Below are 16,029 nucleotides of genomic sequence, written 5' to 3'. Positions count from 1 at the left end.
ATGATGTTTAAAAGTCCCATGTGGATCACTCCGTTGCTCCCATCGCTCATAGCGGGGGAGTAGGTTCACATGGCTCAATTCTCGATGGAAATTAGTCGCTCAACCGGCTCAGTTCCGCGTGAAAACCAACATCGCAGCATCCTCTACTGCGTCATCGTTGCGCTCTTCGGGTTCACGCCCAACCATGCGCTGCGCCTCGTCGAGCCAGACAGCAGGCGACGGCATGGCGAGAACCATGGGAACCTGTCCCTGAAGATTGGCCGCCAACGTCACGAAGAAGGCAAAGGGCTATCCGATGCCAACACAACGACTGCATGGCACACCGGAGGAAATTCTCTTTCGGTGCGGCCAGCTTACGGCGGAACTGTACGAATGGATGGGTGGTCAGGAAGCCAAGCCAGAATATGATGGCAGCCTGAAATCGCTGATCAAATTCTACAAGCACACCGAAGAAAGCCCGTATCACGCGATCAAACACAATACACAGCAGATGTATGATGAGAGCCTCGATCTTCTGGAGAAGACAGTAGGCGAGCGCAAACTTGCATCACTGTCGGGCCTAGACTTCAATCGTTGGTATGCGAAGCTCAAGGAACCAGCTGCACCAACTGAGAAAGAGATTGCAGTCGCGAAACAGGCAGGCATTAAGCTGGCAGCTAAACCGGAGCGTGTTCGTCGGGCATACAAGGCAATGCAAATCTTGCGCATTGTCGTCAAATTCGGAGTTGTTGCAAACATTGATGATTGCGTCCGGCTTTCCACAATCCTGCAGAACATGCGATTTGCCTCACCGCCCGCCCGCACGCAACAGATCACATTCGAACAGGTGGATGCGATCTGCACTGAAGCACTCAAGCAGGGCAGGTTATCGATTGCTATCGCCCAGGCATTGCAATTTGAGCTGACCTTGCGTCAGGTCGATGTGATTGGTCTGTGGGAGCCTTTGAAGGATGGTGAAGAAGGCAACGGCATCGTTTCAGCGCGCCGTCGCTGGACTGGTGGTCTGGCTTGGAGCCACATCGATGCAAATGGTGTTCTGAAGAAGGTAACGACAAAGACCGGGCAGATTGCCGAGCATGACACGACAGCTTATCCATTCTTGCGGACACTGCTCGATGCGGTGCCACAGGAAAAGCGGATCGGCCCGATTATTATCGATGAGCAAACCGGACTGCCTTACCGTGATCGCCAGCGTTATGCGAAAGTCTGGCGGAAGATCGCTGAAACTTGTGGCGTTCCTAAAGAAGTGTGGAATCGTGACAGCCGCGCCGGTGGCGTGACTGAAGGCTCAGATGCTGGTGCGAATATCGAGCATCTACGCCACCACGCAAACCATGCCAACATTGCCACGACCGGAAAATACAACCGCAAAACTCTGGAGAAAACGCGCCAAGTTGCTGAGTTGCGTGTCGCTCACCGTACAGCTGCAGAACACGGCAAGAACTGAGTGACAGAACGCCATCAGAACGGCGACAGAACGCCCCCAATGGGGAAGTTCAATAACTTATTGAATTCTATGTGAAAAAATGGCGCACCCGAAAGGATTCGAACCTCTGACCCCCAGATTCGTAGTCTGGTGCTCTATCCAGCTGAGCTACGGGTGCTTGCCTGTGTGCCGCATCGTCTGCGGCGATGGGCGGTTGATAATCGGACCCATTGCTAAATGCAAGCACCTTCTTGGAAAAAAATGCGCTTATGTGAAGTTTTCTTGTCAACGCCCGGTTTTGTGGGCTTTTTTAGCCTGTCATCAAGTGGGGAAAACCCCGGATAAATGAAAAGCGGATCAAAATTGGTCATGGAATCTATGCATTGGACGGGAATCACGCGGTAGAAAACTCTAACGATGCTGATTATTTTGCTTATTGTCCCAATTTGGCAGGTCTGGCAGGCGAATCTCGAAATGTGCGCCGATGGGGCGATCTTCGCGCAGCTCCACCGAGCCGCCATGAGCACGGATAAGTTCTTGCGCAATGGCAAGGCCAAGGCCGGTGCCGTCGCTGCGAGTTGACCCCTTGAAGGCTGTGAAGAGGTGATCACGGGCCTTTTGCGGTAAGCCTGGCCCCGTATCTTCTATGCCTATGATCGCCGTGGTGCCAATACGGCCTGCTGAAATAGTCAGGCGTTTCACGGTGGAGACATCGCTGGTGTGATCGCGCTCCATTGCCTGCACAGAGTTGCGGCAAAGATTGCACAGAACGCGGAAGAGCTGTTCGGAGTCTGCAATGAGTTCAAAATCATCTGCAACCAGATTCTCAAACTCAATCCCGCCATCCGCGTTCAGATTGAGCGTTTCCTGCACATCGAGAACAATCGACTGAAGCAGCACACGGCGGGGCGCAGGAGGTGGCTCCTGGGAGCGACCATAGGCCATCACGCTTTCTGAATAGGTGATAGCCCGGCTCAGTGTGTGAATGAGCTTTGGAGCAAAGCGCTTCACCATTGGGTCTTCAGTATCCGCAAGCCTGTCCGACATGAGCTGTGCCGACGCCAGAATATTGCGCATGTCATGATTGATCTTGGAAACCGCCAGTCCAAGATCAGCAAGATGCTTCTGCTCTTTGAGCGTGCGTTGCAGATCGCTTTGGATATGAGCAATCTGCCGCTGGGCAATACCGAATTCATCTTTGCGGTTTTCGGGCACGAGAATACGCGTTGGATTGTCGGGTGAGGCTGCAAAATCAATCATGTTTCGATGCATGAGCCGCACCGGGCGCAGCAGCATTTCATGGATGATGAGATAAATCAGGCTCGCAGCAATCACCGATATGAGCAAAGAGATGATAGCCACGTTGGTTGCGTAACTTAGCATGGCATGGCGAAGCGGTGCATCGGAAGTGACAATTTCAATGATGCGCCCCGGATTGGCGGATGGTGGGTTTGAACCAAAAATGCGCAACGTGCGATTGCCGCCGTTAAAAAGCGTTCCAAAGGCATCCCAGATCGCTGCGGCTTCACTGATATTGTTAAGATCGACCACCTGATCGATATTGCCCGGCATTTCACTCATTGCCAGAAGATGCGATGCGCCAGCTTCACGCAAAGCGATTGCCTTGGTGCCTGTCGCGAGCAGAACCTTGTCCTGCACTTCGCGCGGAATATTCATGTGGCCGCTGGCGATTAATACCTCGCTGACAGCATCGACCGTATCAAGGCGCGAACTCATCCAACGCACACGCATATTGGCGATGGACGGAACGAAGATCAGAACTTCAGCTATAAGAACCGCAAGGGCGGTGAGAATGAGAAGTTTGCTTGAAAGCCGGTTGCGCCAGCGAAGACGCGTAAACTGGTTTGGTGACGTATTGTCCTGTGACGCCCGTTCGCCGGTTTCGGTGGATGCAACTGTGGATTCGTCCGGGGGGCCAGAATGCGCGGCTGCGTCGGCCACGACGTTTCCGGTACTCATGGATTGATCAACCGCCACCATACATTAAATCCAGATTGAAAGGCTGCGGGGCATAATGCGCCCATGCCCAATTTAGTAAGCTTGCCACAATGAAATACGCAAAAATTTTACCTTTTATATATGGAGGCGTAAGAGAATTCCAACGGGCTTTAACTACTTTGCATGAAATTGGTTAGCAGCGCTTTCTGCTCCAAAACCTCTTTTCTCGGTTTCATAGCGTATTTCGCTTCTTCGGATATTATGCTCTCGTGGCCTCATTCTAAGTTTTATCTCCCTCATTCACAGGCATCGAGCAAATGTCGCAATCAAAAAGATCACTCATATTACCGAAATTTAACTCGACCTGCTCAATCGCTGCGTGCAAAATCGCAGATGGGGAAATCCGTGATGGCTTAAGCAATGTGACATCTTGAGCACCCCATCATTTTGATACTTTTTGCGGGCATAATCTGCGGTCAAAGTGAATGTGCATATTTTGATTAGAATTTTGTCGACGTGTTCGGCAGAGTCTTGCCGGAGAGTTGAATGAAGTCCTGGAAGCAGATTGTTCTGTGCCTGCTTGTTATTATCGCTGCCGGTGGTGGCTGGTATTTTTACAAAAACAAGGCGTCTTCCACACAAGAAGCATCCGGCCAGCAGACCCATGAACAGTCTTCAGGAAAAGCAGCCCCTCTGGTGATTGTTGAGGCGGCAGGGCAGGAAACCATCAACAACCGCCTGACGGCTATTGGTTCTGCACGCGCGCTCAGCACCGTTTCGGTAACACCTTATTCCAGCGGCACGATGAACAAGCTTTTTGTGAAAGCCGGAGATACCGTCAAGGCAGGTGACGCCATTGCGCAACTGGACAATGAGACAGAAACGATTGCTGTTGAAAAAGCGCAGATTGCGCTGAAGGATGCACAAACAACGCGTGAGCGCATAGCCCGGCTTCGCGCCACCAACACCGCAACGGTTGTGCAGGAAATAGAAGCCGATCTGGCGCTTGCCAATACCAAACTTGCCCTGGAAGACGCGCAGCTTGCTTTAAGCCGCCGTACCGTCACCGCGCCCATTTCGGGCATTGTTGGAATCCTGCCGGTTAATGCCGGCAATTACATTACGGCCGATACCTCTATTGCGCGCATCGATGATCGCTCCAAGGTTTTAATCGATATTTGGGTGCCAGAACGCTTCGCGCCACAGATCAAGGTGGGGTTGCCGGTCTCGGCAGAATCCACTGCGTTTCCCGGTGACACCTATAGTGGCAAGATCGATGCCGTCGATAATACGCTGGATGTCGCCAGCCGCACGCTGCATGTTCGTGCCGAAATTGATAACACGCAGGATCTGTTGCGCGCGGGCATGTCTTTTTCTGTGACCATTCTTTTCCCCGGTGATCGCTATCCGTCCGTCGATCCACTGGCCATTCAGTGGGACGCAGACGGCTCTTATGTGTGGCGCGTAGAAGACGGCGTTGCCAAAAAAGTCGCTGCCCGTATCGTACAGCGCAATTCAACGAATATCCTTATCGACGGGCCGGTCAAACAAGGCGATCTGATCGTGACGCAGGGCGTGCAAACCATCCGCAATGATGCGCCGGTGCGTGTACTCGATGAAAAGGGCACGGCTCTTGCAGTCCCTGCCAAAAGCCAGAATGCAGGGTGAGGGGCAAGCGTGAGCAATCCAAAATCGCCCGCAGGCAAGAACGGTGGTTCAACCGCGCTGTTTATTCGGCGCCCGGTTTTTGCGTTTGTCATCAATGTTCTGATTATCGTTGCCGGTCTTGCCGCCTTTACAGGTGTGGATATCCGTGAACTGCCAGATGTGGATCGACCTGTTATCACCATCAGCACGGATTTCAGCGGTGCATCGGCTGAAACCATAGACCGTCAGCTGACACAGGTTCTGGAAAATGCTGTCGCTCGTGTTTCTGGTGTGAAATCGATTTCGTCGACGTCCTCCTTTGAACGAAGCCGTGTCACGGTCGAGTTCAATGATGGCGTCGATCTCAATGTTGCCGCTGCTGATATGCGCGATGCGATTTCGCGCGTCGCCAATAATGTGCCGCAAGAAGCGGATCCGTCCCGCATCATCAAGGCCGATTCCAATGCCGATCCGGTGATGCGTCTCGCGGTTACGTCCGACACCATGTCGGTTGATGATATGACTGTTCTGGTTGAAGACCAGATTGAAGACGTTCTCTCCGCGGTTCCCGGTGTCGCTGATGTGCAGATCAATGGCGACCGCGACAAGATTTTTCGCATTGATATCAATCAGGCCCGTCTTGCCAGCTATGGGCTTACCATTGCCGATATATCCAGTGCTTTGTCATCAATGGGGCTTGATGCGCCCGCAGGTTCTCTGCGCAGTTCGGATCAATCCATCGTAGTGCGAGCCACCGCCAATCTCGAGAAGCCCGAAGACTTCGAAAATGTTTATATCAAAGGCCGCACGCAGATCCGCGATGTGGCCAGTGTTACGCTCGGGCCGGATATTGAAAGCTCGTCGGTGCGCTCCAATGGCAAAACGGCCATCGGCCTTGGTATTGTGCGTCAGGCGCAATCCAATACGCTCGACATCTCTCAAGGCATTCGTGCGGCTGTTGCGAACTTGCAGAAGACCCTGCCGCAAGGTGTCAATATTACCGTCACCAGCGACGATGCTAACTTCATCAGGGGCGCGATCCATGAGGTCGAGATCGCGCTGATTGCCTCTGTGATCATCGTGGTCGTGATCATCTTCATGTTTCTTTGGGATATCCGCGCAACGCTTATTCCGGCTTTGGCGATGCCGGTGGCATTGATCGGTACGGTTGCGGCGATTTATCTGACGGGCTTCTCGATCAATATCCTTACATTGCTGGCGCTGGTGCTTGCTACGGGTCTTGTGGTGGACGATGCCATTGTCGTGTTGGAAAACATCGTTCGAAGGCGCAATCAGGGCATGGGGCCACGCGCTGCCGCCGTTCTTGGCACGCAGGAAGTGTTCTTTGCGGTTATTGCGACCACATTGACGCTTGTCGCTGTTTTCGTGCCGATTTCGTTTTTGCCGGGGCAGGCGGGTGGTCTGTTCCGCGAATTTGGTTTTGTGCTGGCAATTGCAATTCTGCTGTCATCTATTGTGGCTCTGACATTGTGCCCAATGCTGGCGTCGCGCTTTCTCAAAGAAGGCAGTGAGGCATCGGAAGGGCGGCATGGGCCAAAGTTTCTGCAAAGGATCGGTGGCGGACTGTCGCGTTTTTATCGCAAGAGCCTGCACGCCTGTCTCTCCGCTCCCCTGATCGTCGTGCTCGTGGCCGTACTTTTTGCTGGCGCTTCTTACGTTGGTTTCGGCATGTTGCGACAGGAGCTCACGCCAACGGAAGATCGGGCCGTCGCGCTGTTGCGCATTAACGGTCCCCAGGGGATCAGCGTTGAATTTCTTCAATCGCAGCTCGATAAGATCGAGCAAGCGATTCAGCCATTACGCGACAATGGTGAAATCCTGACCACCTATGCGATTGCCGGCTCCGGCGGTGCTTCCAATAATGGCTTTATGGTGCTCACCCTTGCGCCGTGGACAGAACGCACCCGTTCGCAACAGCAAATTATGGCAGACATCAATGCTCGTGTGCGTGGGATCACGGCGGTTCGTATTTTCACAATGCAGCCAAACAGCCTTGGCATTCGGGGTGCCGGTAATGGCTTGCAGTTTGCCGTTGTGGGCAGTGATTACGCCAAGCTGCGACCGGCAAGCGATGCAATCGTTGCCGCACTGGAAAAAGATCCGCGTTTCGTTCAGCCGCGCTTGTCTGTTGACGCAACACAGCCGCAGCTTTCCGTCGAAATCAATCGCGAGCGAGCGTCCGATCTCGGCATCGATATTACCGGCCTTGCCAACGCCGTACAGGCGGTGCTCGATGGTCGCAAGATCGGTTCGGTTTATGTCGGCGACAGAAGCTTTGACGTGAAGCTTGTATCGACCACCAATCCCATCAATGATCCGACGGATCTTGAAAACGTCTTCCTCAAAACGGGGGACGGTCGTTATGTACCGATGTCATCTATCGCGACAGTGGTGGAAAAGGCGGTGCCGCCGCAGTTGAACCGTGAAGAGCGCCAGCGTTCTGTTGCGATTACCACAGGTTTGCAGGGCGATTTCGCGCTGGGAGATGCTTATGCGGCTGCATTGGAGATCGCAGCACCGCTGTTGCCACCGGGAGCCCACATCATCCCGCTTGCGGAGGCTTCTACACTCAGTGAAACCTCCGGTGGCATTATGATGGTCTTCGGCTTTGCGATCATCATTATTTTGCTGGTTCTGGCCGCGCAGTTTGAGAGCTTCATCAGCGCGCTGATTGTCATGGCAACGGTGCCGCTTGGCCTCGGCTGTGCCGTCTTTGCAATGATCCTCACCGGCACAAGCCTCAACGTTTATAGCCAGATCGGGCTTGTGCTGCTGGTCGGCATCATGGCTAAGAACGGCATTCTGATTGTCGAATTTGCCGATCAGTTGCGTGACAAGGGCATGAATGTGCGTGAGGCAATTGAAGAAGCAGCCAATATCCGCCTGCGTCCCGTCTGTATGACGATGATCTGTTCGGTGCTGGGCGGCGTGCCGCTGGTGCTCGCCAGCGGAGCAGGTGCGGAAGCGCGTGTGGCACTGGGTTGGGTTATCGTTGGTGGCCTCGGACTTGCAACGATCGCAACCCTTTTCGTGACGCCTGTTGCCTATCTTCTGCTGGGACGCTTCACCAAGCCAAAGGTTGAAGAAGAAGCGCGGCTTGAACGCGAAATGGCCAGGGCAGCAACTCTGGAAGAGAAGCTGAAATGAAAAAGCCCGGTCGTGAGACCGGGCTTTTTGTTGTTACTTCTTCATCGCGTCTGTGACCTTCGCGGTCCATGCACCTTCCGGCTTCTTGGTAATGACCGGATCAGAACCGCCGCCAAGCAAAGTTTCAACCGTGCGGTCGGCGGCAGCGACGTCGAGTGTACCGTCAGAACCATCAATCAGCTTGGCGATTTCCTTGACCATACGCTCCTGAACTTCCTGTGTCTGTGCACCAGAAGAGTCGTTTTCCAGAATGATTTCGGCAGCTTCGTCAGGATGTTCTGACGCATATTGCCAGCCCTTCATCGAAGCGCGGACAAAGCGGGCAAGCTTATCGACCATTGCCGGGTCTTCAAGGCTCTTATCAAGCACGTAGAGCCCGTCTTCAAGTGTTGCCACGCCCTGTTCTTCATAAGGGAACACAACCAGCTGATCCGCCGGAATACCGGCATCGATCACCTGCCAATATTCATTATAGGTCATGGTGGAAATGCAGTCGGCCTGCTTCTGGATCAGCGGATCGACATTAAAGCCCTGTTTGAGCACAGTTACGCCGTCTTTTCCGCCTTCGGTCGGGATATTTAAATGGCTCATCCACGAAAGAAACGGATATTCATTGCCACCGAACCAGACGCCAAGCGTGCGGCCCTTAAAATCTTCCGGCTTGGTGATGTTGGTGTCCTTGCGACAGGTCAACATCATGCCGGATTTCTTGAATGGCTGTGCGATGTTGACGAGTGGAACGCCCTTTTCCCGAGTAGCAAGGGCTGACGGCATCCAGTCCACCACCACGTCAGCGCCACCACCGGCAATCACCTGTGGCGGGGCAACGTCGGGGCCGCCCGGCTTAATGTCCACGTCAAGGTCTTCTTCTTCGTAGAACCCCTTATCCTTGGCGACATAATAGCCAGCAAACTGTCCCTGCGTCACCCATTTGAGCTGCAAGGTCAGCTTGTCAGCTGCTATTGCCGAGCTGCTCATAAGTGCGAGCGCCAGTCCGGCTGTTCCAAGGCATAAAGAAATTGCCTTTTTCATTTTAGTTCTCCTCTGGTTGTTTTTATTGCGCGCATTTTGCCCGAAAACCGGTTCCCACTTTTCGGAATGTGCTTTGGTCTGCATTATACTTGCAGATGCCAAATATTCAGGCTTATGCCCTCCTGTAAGAAGGGTGCCAGAATGTCATTCTGCGCTCGATCAGCGCGATCAGCCCATAAGAAAGCGACCCCGCAAGAGCGGCTACAAAAATCTCGGCCCAGACCATGTCCACATTCATGCGGCCGATTTCTGCGGATATGCGGAAACCCATGCCGACGATGGGCGTACCAAAAAATTCGGCGACAATTGCGCCGATCAAAGCCAGTGTGGAGTTGATCTTGAGCGCATTGAAAATGAAGGGCATGGCCGCCGGAAGGCGCAGTTTAATGAGTGTCTGCCAATAGTTCGAGCCATAGGTCTGCATCAGATCGCGTTCCATCGAACCGCTCGCAGCTAAGCCCGCAACCGTGTTCACCAGCATCGGGAAGAAGGTCATGATAATGACGACCGCTGCCTTTGACTGCCAGTCGAAGCCAAACCACATCACCATGATGGGCGCAACGCCGACAATGGGAAGGGCGGCTGCAAGATTACCAAGCGGCAGCAAGCCTTTGCGCAGAAATGGCACGCGATCAGCAATAATTGCGGTGATAAAGCCTAAGCCACAGCCCGCGATATAGCCGATAATGACCGCCTTCATGAAGGTCTGCTGAAAATCAGCCCACAGGATGGGAACCGAACTCGTGATCCGCGCCCATATGACGGAGGGCGCAGGCAACAGCACCTGCGGCACGGTAAACAGGCGCACACTCACTTCCCAAAGAAGAAGCATCGCGATGCCAAAAAGGGCAGGGACTGCAATGTCCAGCAGCTTCTGAGTGTGCGGGTTGCGCGCCTTGAGGCTTGCCACCCAGCCGACAATCGCCCATGAAACGGCAATCAGCGCGATAATGATTATCACATTCATCATCATGCACCCGCCCTTTCAGGTTTTACGCCCATGCGTCGGTTGACGATACGCGCAACCAGCCCGACAAGCGCCACAAGCAATCCCGCCATAATGGCGGCTGCAATGAGGGCGGCCCATATTTGCACCGTCTGACCGTAATAGGAACCGGCCAGCAAACGCGCGCCAAGACCTGCGACGGCCCCCGTTGGCAACTCGCCAACAATTGCGCCGACAAGGCTGATGGCAACCGCAATCTGCATCGATGTGAACAGGAACGGCATGGCCGCAGGCCAGCGCAACTTCCAGAAAACCTGATTGCGCGATGCATTATATGTCCGCATCAGATCAAGATGCATCACATCGGGCGAGCGCAGGCCTTTGACCATACCCACTGCAACCGGGAAAAAGGACAGATAAGTCGATATGATCGCCTTTGGCAGCAGCCCCGAAATGCCAATCGCATTCAGCACCACAATAATCATCGGCGCGATGGCAAGGATGGGGATTGTTTGCGAGGTGATGATCCAAGGCATCAGGCTTTTGTCAAGCGTGCGCGAGTGCACAATGCCGACCGCAAGCAACACGCCAAGCGCCGATCCGAGCACGAAGCCGAGCAATGTCGAGGATAGTGTCACCCAGCCATGATAAACGAGGCTGCGCTTTGAACTTGGTTTGACATCAAAGACTGTTTTCCAGATTTCCTGTCCCACCTGATGTGGCGCAGGCAGCACCGGGCGATCCTGATGCATCGTATTGGCAACAATTGTCGAGAACGAAATCTCGGTTCCGGCGCGCTCTGCTTGATCTCGCTCAAACGGCGCGTTGAGAAAAACTGCAAGCAGATACCACAATCCGATGATTGCCAGCAGAACCGTCGCCACCGGAATAAATTTGTCGCGAAAAAAAGCTGTCAGTCCCGCCCGGGTTTCACTCATGAATATGCCCCAGCCGCAGGCCTTCGCGCACGCGATGGGCGATTTTGAGGAAGGCATCCGATTCACGAATATCCAGTGTGCGATCCGGCCCCAGATCGCAGTCGATAATTTCATGAATACGGCCCGGACGCGGACTCATCACGACGATCTTGGTTGACAGAAACACGGCCTCAGGAATGGAGTGTGTCACGAAGATCACAGTCTTCTGTGTTGCCGCCCAGAGTTTGAGAAGCTGTTCGTTGAGGTGATCGCGCACGATCTCATCCAATGCGCCGAAAGGCTCATCCATCAGCAGCATGTCAGGGTCAAACGACAATGCACGCGCAATCGATGCTCGCTGCTGCATGCCGCCGGAAAGCTGCCATGGAAATTTTTTGCCAAAACCCGTGAGGTTCACCAGCGCCAGATTCTTTTCAATCCGCGCTTTGCGCTCGGCAGCACTATATCCCATGATTTCGAGTGGCAGGCCGATATTGTCTTCAATCGTGCGCCACGGAAACAACGCTGCCGCCTGAAAGACGTAGCCGTAAGAGCGATCAAGCCGTGCCTGTTCAGGTGTCAGTCCGTTGACGGTCACAGAGCCGGAAGTAGGCTGTTCGAGATTGGCCACCACACGCATCAAGGTGGTCTTGCCGCAACCCGAAGGGCCGATGAAGGAAACAAACTCACCGCGTTTGATCGTGAGATTGATGTTAGAAAGCGCATGGACCGGACCGTCATTCGTTTCAAAAACCAGAGACAGGTCTTTGATGTCGATCACGGTCGGCGCACCATCAAAGCCCCGCTCCGGGGCCATGTTATCGATGTTCATCACATGCATTTCCCGAAGCGAAGCTGGAGCCATGGATCAGACCCCTATTGGCATATGTTCGGCGCTGCGTTCCACCTTGCGGGGCGCGACGATTTCTTTCCACTGCGACAGGGCCTTGTTGGCGGCACCGTTGGGTTCACGTTCGACAAAGCGTCCATCACCCGGCTGTGCTGTGACATGGCCATGATCAAAGGCGAGACGACCGCGCGAGAATGTTTTGACGGGTAAGCCTTTCAACTCAAAACCTTCAAAGACATTGTAATCAATGGACGAATGCTGCGTTTTGGCAGAGATCTTCTTGGTCGTTTCCGGGTCCCAGATGATAATATCGGCGTCGGCCCCCGGCAGGATCGCACCCTTTTGCGGATAGATATTGAGGATCTTCGCAATGTTGGTCGAAGTGACAGCCACGAACTCATTGGGCGTCAGACGACCGGTGCGAACCCCACGCGTCCAGAGTACAGGAAGCCGTTCTTCAAGCCCGCCGGTGCCATTTGGAATCTTGGTGAAATTACCAATGCCATGGCGCTTCTGCTCGGATGTGAAAGCGCAATGATCGGTTGCAACGCATTGCAGGCTTCCAGCGGCAAGTCCGGCCCAGAGGCTGTCCTGATTGATCTTGTCGCGGAATGGCGGCGACATTACGCGGCGCGCAGCATAGTCCCAATCGCGATTGTGATATTCGCTTTCATCAAGTGTCAAATGCTGGATCAGCGGCTCGCCATAAACGCGCATCCCTTTCTGGCGTGCACGGCGGATTGCTTCATGCGCCTGCTCGCAGGATGTATGCACCACATAAAGCGGCACACCGGCCTGATCGGCAATCATGATGGCGCGGTTGGTCGCTTCGCCTTCCACTTCCGGCGGGCGTGAATAGGCGTGTGCCTCCGGACCGTCATTGCCAGCAGCCAAGAGCTTGGCCTGTAATTGCGCAACAATATCGCCGTTTTCCGCGTGAACCAGCGGCATGGCGCCAAGCTCGGCGCAGCGCTGGAACGATGCGAACATCTCGTCATCATTGACCATCAACGCGCCCTTATAGGCCATGAAGTGCTTGAAGGTGTTGATGCCGCGCTTCACCACTTCCGGCATTTCATTAAACGCGCGTTCGCTCCAGCCGGTGATTGCCATGTGGAACGAATAGTCGGTACGCGCCTTGCCTGCCTTCTGGAACCATTCCTGAAGCGCGTCGAGCAGATTGCCTTCTGGTCCGGGAAGAACGAAGTCGACCACCATCGTCGTGCCGCCTGCAAGCGCTGCCGCAGTGCCAGTGTCAAAATCATCGGATGAATAGGTGCCCATAAAGGGCATTTGCAAATGCGTATGCGGGTCAATGCCGCCTGGCATGATATAACAGCCGGAAGCATCGATGGTTTCATCGCCGGTCAGATTATCGCCCACGGCTACAATCTTCTCGCCTTCGATGAGAACGTCGGCTTTAAAGGTGCGGTCTGCCGTAATCACGGTGCCGCCTTTGATGACCTTGCTTGCCCCAGAACTAACCATGTTCGCGTTCCCCTTTTTGGTTTTGTTTCGAACAGGTATTGGATAGGCTGGAAATTAACTTACAATTTCAGCACTCTCCAATACGGCATGAAGAAGTACATCAGCGCCAGCCGATGCCCACTCCTTTGAGATTTCTTCGTCTTCGTTATGGCTGAGGCCATCGACGCATGGACACATGACCATGGCGGTCGGTGCCACGCGATTGATCCAGCAGGCATCGTGACCGGCACCGGAAACAATGTCGCGATGGCTGTAGCCAAGCCGTTCGGCTGCATTGCGAATTGCCGTGACGCAGCCTTCATCGAACGTGACGGGATCGAAATGGCCTGCCACTTCAATCTCGATACCAATGCCAAGGTCTGCCGCGATCTTTGGCGCTTCCGTTTCAAAACGCGCTTTCATGGCATCGAGTGTTTTCTGATCCGGCGAACGGAAATCGACGGTAAAGACGATTTGGCCCGGCAGAACATTGCGAGAGTTCGGCGAAACTTCAATATGGCCCACGCCACCGACCGCATCGGGCTGATAGTCCATCGCAATCTCATTGACCAGTTGCAGCAGTTTGCCCAAGCCAAGGCTTGCATTCCTGCGCATCTTCATCGGCGTTGAGCCGGTATGTGCTTCCTTGCCGGTCAGTGTTATCTGCAACCACCACAGGCCCTGACCATGGGTGACAACGCCAATATCCTTGTTTTCAGCCTCAAGGATCGGGCCTTGTTCGATGTGCAACTCAAACATCGAATGGATCTTGCGCTTGCCAACCGGCTCGTCGCCCTTCCAGCCAATGCGCTCCAGCTCATCGATGAATTTCTTGCCTTTGGCGTCGGTGCGCTCATAGGCCCAGTCCTGTTCTAGCACCCCGGCGAAAACGCCGGAAGCAAGCATTGCAGGCGCAAAACGCGTGCCTTCTTCATTGGTCCAGTTGACCACGACAATCGGGCGCTTTGTCTTGATGTTTGTGTCGTTCAAGGTGCGCATGACTTCAAGTCCGCCCAGCACACCGAGCACGCCGTCATATTTGCCGCCTGTCGGCTGCGTATCGAGATGGCTGCCCATATAAACCGGATCGGCATCCGCATCTTCGCCTGCGCGAATAAAGAACATATTGCCCATCGTATCGACGGTCATCGACAGTCCGGCCTGTTCGCACCATTTCTGAAAAAGCTGGCGACCTTCGGCGTCTTCATCGGTCAGCGTCTGGCGATTGTTACCACCGCGCAAACCGGGGCCAATCTGTGCCATTTCCATCAGGCTGTCCCACAGCCTGTCGCCATTGACCTTGAGATTACTGGAGAGCGCCATTTGCTCTGCCTCCACATTTCAAGCATGGAATAACTGCGGCATTGCCGCAAGCGCTTCGCATGTTATGTTGTTCCCGCGACCCAGCTCTTTGGCCTCAATCTTCTTGCAGTATTTGCAAAAACTTGACTAGTTGGTCAAAATGCAGGCTAGAAGAGCGTTCGACAGCGGTCAAGCGGTTTTAAGAAATTTTGCTCCGTCAAAAGGTGTTAAATGGTCACAGATGCGACAGCTCCCGCCGAAGCAGGTGTGAATGAAAAGGCGGAGGGTGCGACGCGCATTCAGGCGATCAATCGCAGGCTCATTCTGGATGCAGCGCTTGATGTCTTTTCCGCTTATGGGTTTCGCGGTTCGACAGTCGATCAGATTGCCGAAAAGGCAGGGATGTCGAAGCCAAACCTGCTGTATTATTTTCCGCGCAAGCAAAATATCTACGTGACGGTTTTGGAGGAAACGCTCACCGAATGGCTTGGCCCGTTCGAGAGCATCAGCCCTGAAGGCGATCCGCTTGAGGAACTCCAGAACTATATTGCGCAAAAGCTTGCGCTTTCGGCCAAAAGGCCGGAAGCATCGCGGCTGTTTGCCAATGAAATTCTGCATGGTGCACCGGCGATTACCGATTTTCTCAAAGGCCATCTGAAAGAGCTGGTCGATGAAAAAGCAGGCGTTATTCGTTGTTGGATTGAAGAAAAGCGCATCGCGCCCATTGATCCTTATCACCTGATTTTTACGATATGGGCCGTGACGCAGCATTATTCCGATTTCTCGGTTCAGGTTGCAGCCATTCTTGGCAACCGCACCGAGCAGCCGGATTTTTATGAGCAGACAGCACGCTCCATTGCAGCAATTATTCTTGACGGTGTGCGTGTTCGTGATGATGTTGCAGCATCATGAAAACGATTCTTATTGCAGCAGCCATTGTCCGCGATGAAGCGGGCCGTTTCCTCCTTGTTCGCAAACGCGGCAGCGAGATTTTCTTCCAGCCTGGTGGCAAGATTGATACCGGCGAAGAGCCGCAGATTGCGCTTATCCGCGAAATCGAGGAAGAGCTCGGCATTCTGATTGACGAGAGCCAGTTGCGCTATGCAGCGCGCATGTCGGCACCAGCCGCCAACGAACTTGATTCCATCGTTGAAGCAGAACTGTTCCACCTCACTTTGAGGGAAGGGCAGGTGCCTGCCGCTTCGAGTGAAATCGAAGAGCTGATCTGGGTTAAGGCTGGCGATCAGTCGCGCCCTGTTGCGCTGCTTTCACAAAGCATCCAGGCACGCTTTTCACAAGCGGATTGAGATTCTTA

13 protein-coding genes and 1 tRNA gene are annotated in these 16,029 nt (G+C 53.9%); 5 read left to right on the top strand and 9 right to left on the bottom strand.

Features of this window, described 5'->3' with window-relative positions:
* Positions 1-108: 108 nt before the first annotated feature.
* Positions 109-273, bottom strand: coding sequence for a hypothetical protein (locus VBH83_RS11375; RefSeq protein WP_396997735.1), 165 nt, complete (start codon positions 271-273; stop codon positions 109-111).
* Positions 274-295: 22 nt separating this feature from the next.
* On the opposite strand from VBH83_RS11375, the gene VBH83_RS11370 reads away from it, so the two are divergent.
* Positions 296-1,447, top strand: coding sequence for a site-specific integrase (locus tag VBH83_RS11370; RefSeq protein ID WP_396997733.1), 1,152 nt, complete (start codon positions 296-298; stop codon positions 1,445-1,447).
* Positions 1,448-1,527: 80 nt separating this feature from the next.
* Here the strand turns inward: VBH83_RS11370 and VBH83_RS11365 are convergent.
* Positions 1,528-1,604: transfer RNA gene (locus VBH83_RS11365), tRNA-Arg, on the bottom strand.
* 233 nt (positions 1,605-1,837) lie between these two features.
* A complete protein-coding gene (locus tag VBH83_RS11360; RefSeq protein WP_323054527.1) occupies positions 1,838-3,406 on the bottom strand; it encodes a HAMP domain-containing sensor histidine kinase in 1,569 nt (522 codons plus the stop codon).
* Positions 3,407-3,931: 525 nt separating this feature from the next.
* Here VBH83_RS11360 and VBH83_RS11355 point away from each other — a divergent pair.
* Both VBH83_RS11355 and VBH83_RS11350 read left to right on the top strand, forming a co-directional pair.
* Positions 3,932-5,053: an efflux RND transporter periplasmic adaptor subunit gene (locus VBH83_RS11355; RefSeq protein WP_265982897.1), complete on the top strand. Its 1,122-nt coding sequence runs from the start codon at positions 3,932-3,934 to the stop codon at positions 5,051-5,053.
* 9 nt (positions 5,054-5,062) lie between these two features.
* Positions 5,063-8,200, top strand: coding sequence for an efflux RND transporter permease subunit (locus tag VBH83_RS11350; RefSeq protein ID WP_265982899.1), 3,138 nt, complete (start codon positions 5,063-5,065; stop codon positions 8,198-8,200).
* Between the two features lie 33 nt (positions 8,201-8,233).
* On the opposite strand, the gene VBH83_RS11345 is transcribed toward VBH83_RS11350, so the two are convergent.
* The 6 genes from VBH83_RS11345 to VBH83_RS11320 all read right to left on the bottom strand — a co-directional run bounded on the left by VBH83_RS11345 (position 8,234) and on the right by VBH83_RS11320 (position 14,735).
* The gene (locus tag VBH83_RS11345; RefSeq protein ID WP_265982900.1) at positions 8,234-9,232 is read right to left on the bottom strand and encodes an ABC transporter substrate-binding protein; all 999 of its coding nucleotides are present in this window, start codon (positions 9,230-9,232) and stop codon (positions 8,234-8,236) included.
* Positions 9,233-9,344: 112 nt separating this feature from the next.
* A complete protein-coding gene (locus VBH83_RS11340; protein WP_265982902.1) occupies positions 9,345-10,205 on the bottom strand; it encodes an ABC transporter permease in 861 nt (286 codons plus the stop codon).
* On the bottom strand, positions 10,202-11,116 hold the full coding sequence (locus VBH83_RS11335) for an ABC transporter permease (RefSeq protein WP_265982904.1): 915 nt from the start codon (positions 11,114-11,116) through the stop codon (positions 10,202-10,204). Before VBH83_RS11335 ends, VBH83_RS11340 begins: the two co-directional genes overlap by 4 nt.
* Entirely contained in the window at positions 11,109-11,927 is an 819-nt protein-coding gene (locus VBH83_RS11330; RefSeq protein ID WP_265983837.1) for an ABC transporter ATP-binding protein, read from the bottom strand. The genes VBH83_RS11335 and VBH83_RS11330 overlap by 8 nt, the downstream gene beginning before the upstream one ends.
* A gap of 36 nt (positions 11,928-11,963) precedes the next feature.
* Positions 11,964-13,433 (bottom strand): dihydropyrimidinase, encoded by a 1,470-nt coding sequence (gene hydA / locus VBH83_RS11325; protein WP_265982905.1) that lies wholly within the window; start codon positions 13,431-13,433, stop codon positions 11,964-11,966.
* Positions 13,434-13,487: 54 nt separating this feature from the next.
* Entirely contained in the window at positions 13,488-14,735 is a 1,248-nt protein-coding gene (locus tag VBH83_RS11320; protein WP_265982906.1) for a Zn-dependent hydrolase, read from the bottom strand.
* 210 nt (positions 14,736-14,945) lie between these two features.
* On the opposite strand from VBH83_RS11320, the gene VBH83_RS11315 reads away from it, so the two are divergent.
* Positions 14,946-15,626 (top strand): TetR family transcriptional regulator C-terminal domain-containing protein, encoded by a 681-nt coding sequence (locus VBH83_RS11315; RefSeq protein ID WP_265982907.1) that lies wholly within the window; start codon positions 14,946-14,948, stop codon positions 15,624-15,626.
* Positions 15,623-16,021, top strand: coding sequence for an NUDIX domain-containing protein (locus VBH83_RS11310; protein ID WP_265982909.1), 399 nt, complete (start codon positions 15,623-15,625; stop codon positions 16,019-16,021). The genes VBH83_RS11315 and VBH83_RS11310 overlap by 4 nt, the downstream gene beginning before the upstream one ends.
* The last annotated feature ends 8 nt before the right edge of the window (positions 16,022-16,029 follow it).

This window comes from Ochrobactrum sp. S1502_03, from assembly GCF_044435015.1.
Taxonomy (GTDB): Bacteria; Pseudomonadota; Alphaproteobacteria; order Rhizobiales; family Rhizobiaceae; genus Brucella; species Brucella chromiisoli.
Note: the sequence above shows the minus strand (reverse complement) of the source record. Positions and strands in the feature narration are given on the sequence as shown.

What these genes read in the sequence shown, in the direction of transcription:
- hydA (WP_265982905.1), bottom strand. Translation starts at nt 13,433, where the DNA reads ATGGTTAGTTCTGGGGCAAGCAAGGTCATCAAAGGCGGCACCGTGATT.
- VBH83_RS11330 (WP_265983837.1), bottom strand. Translation starts at nt 11,927, where the DNA reads ATGAACATCGATAACATGGCCCCGGAGCGGGGCTTTGATGGTGCGCCG.
- VBH83_RS11340 (WP_265982902.1), bottom strand. Translation starts at nt 10,205, where the DNA reads ATGATGATGAATGTGATAATCATTATCGCGCTGATTGCCGTTTCATGG.
- VBH83_RS11315 (WP_265982907.1), top strand. Translation starts at nt 14,946, where the DNA reads ATGGTCACAGATGCGACAGCTCCCGCCGAAGCAGGTGTGAATGAAAAG.
- VBH83_RS11335 (WP_265982904.1), bottom strand. Translation starts at nt 11,116, where the DNA reads ATGAGTGAAACCCGGGCGGGACTGACAGCTTTTTTTCGCGACAAATTT.
- VBH83_RS11370 (WP_396997733.1), top strand. Translation starts at nt 296, where the DNA reads ATGCCAACACAACGACTGCATGGCACACCGGAGGAAATTCTCTTTCGG.
- VBH83_RS11355 (WP_265982897.1), top strand. Translation starts at nt 3,932, where the DNA reads ATGAAGTCCTGGAAGCAGATTGTTCTGTGCCTGCTTGTTATTATCGCT.
- VBH83_RS11320 (WP_265982906.1), bottom strand. Translation starts at nt 14,735, where the DNA reads ATGGCGCTCTCCAGTAATCTCAAGGTCAATGGCGACAGGCTGTGGGAC.
- VBH83_RS11360 (WP_323054527.1), bottom strand. Translation starts at nt 3,406, where the DNA reads ATGAGTACCGGAAACGTCGTGGCCGACGCAGCCGCGCATTCTGGCCCC.
- VBH83_RS11310 (WP_265982909.1), top strand. Translation starts at nt 15,623, where the DNA reads ATGAAAACGATTCTTATTGCAGCAGCCATTGTCCGCGATGAAGCGGGC.
- VBH83_RS11345 (WP_265982900.1), bottom strand. Translation starts at nt 9,232, where the DNA reads ATGAAAAAGGCAATTTCTTTATGCCTTGGAACAGCCGGACTGGCGCTC.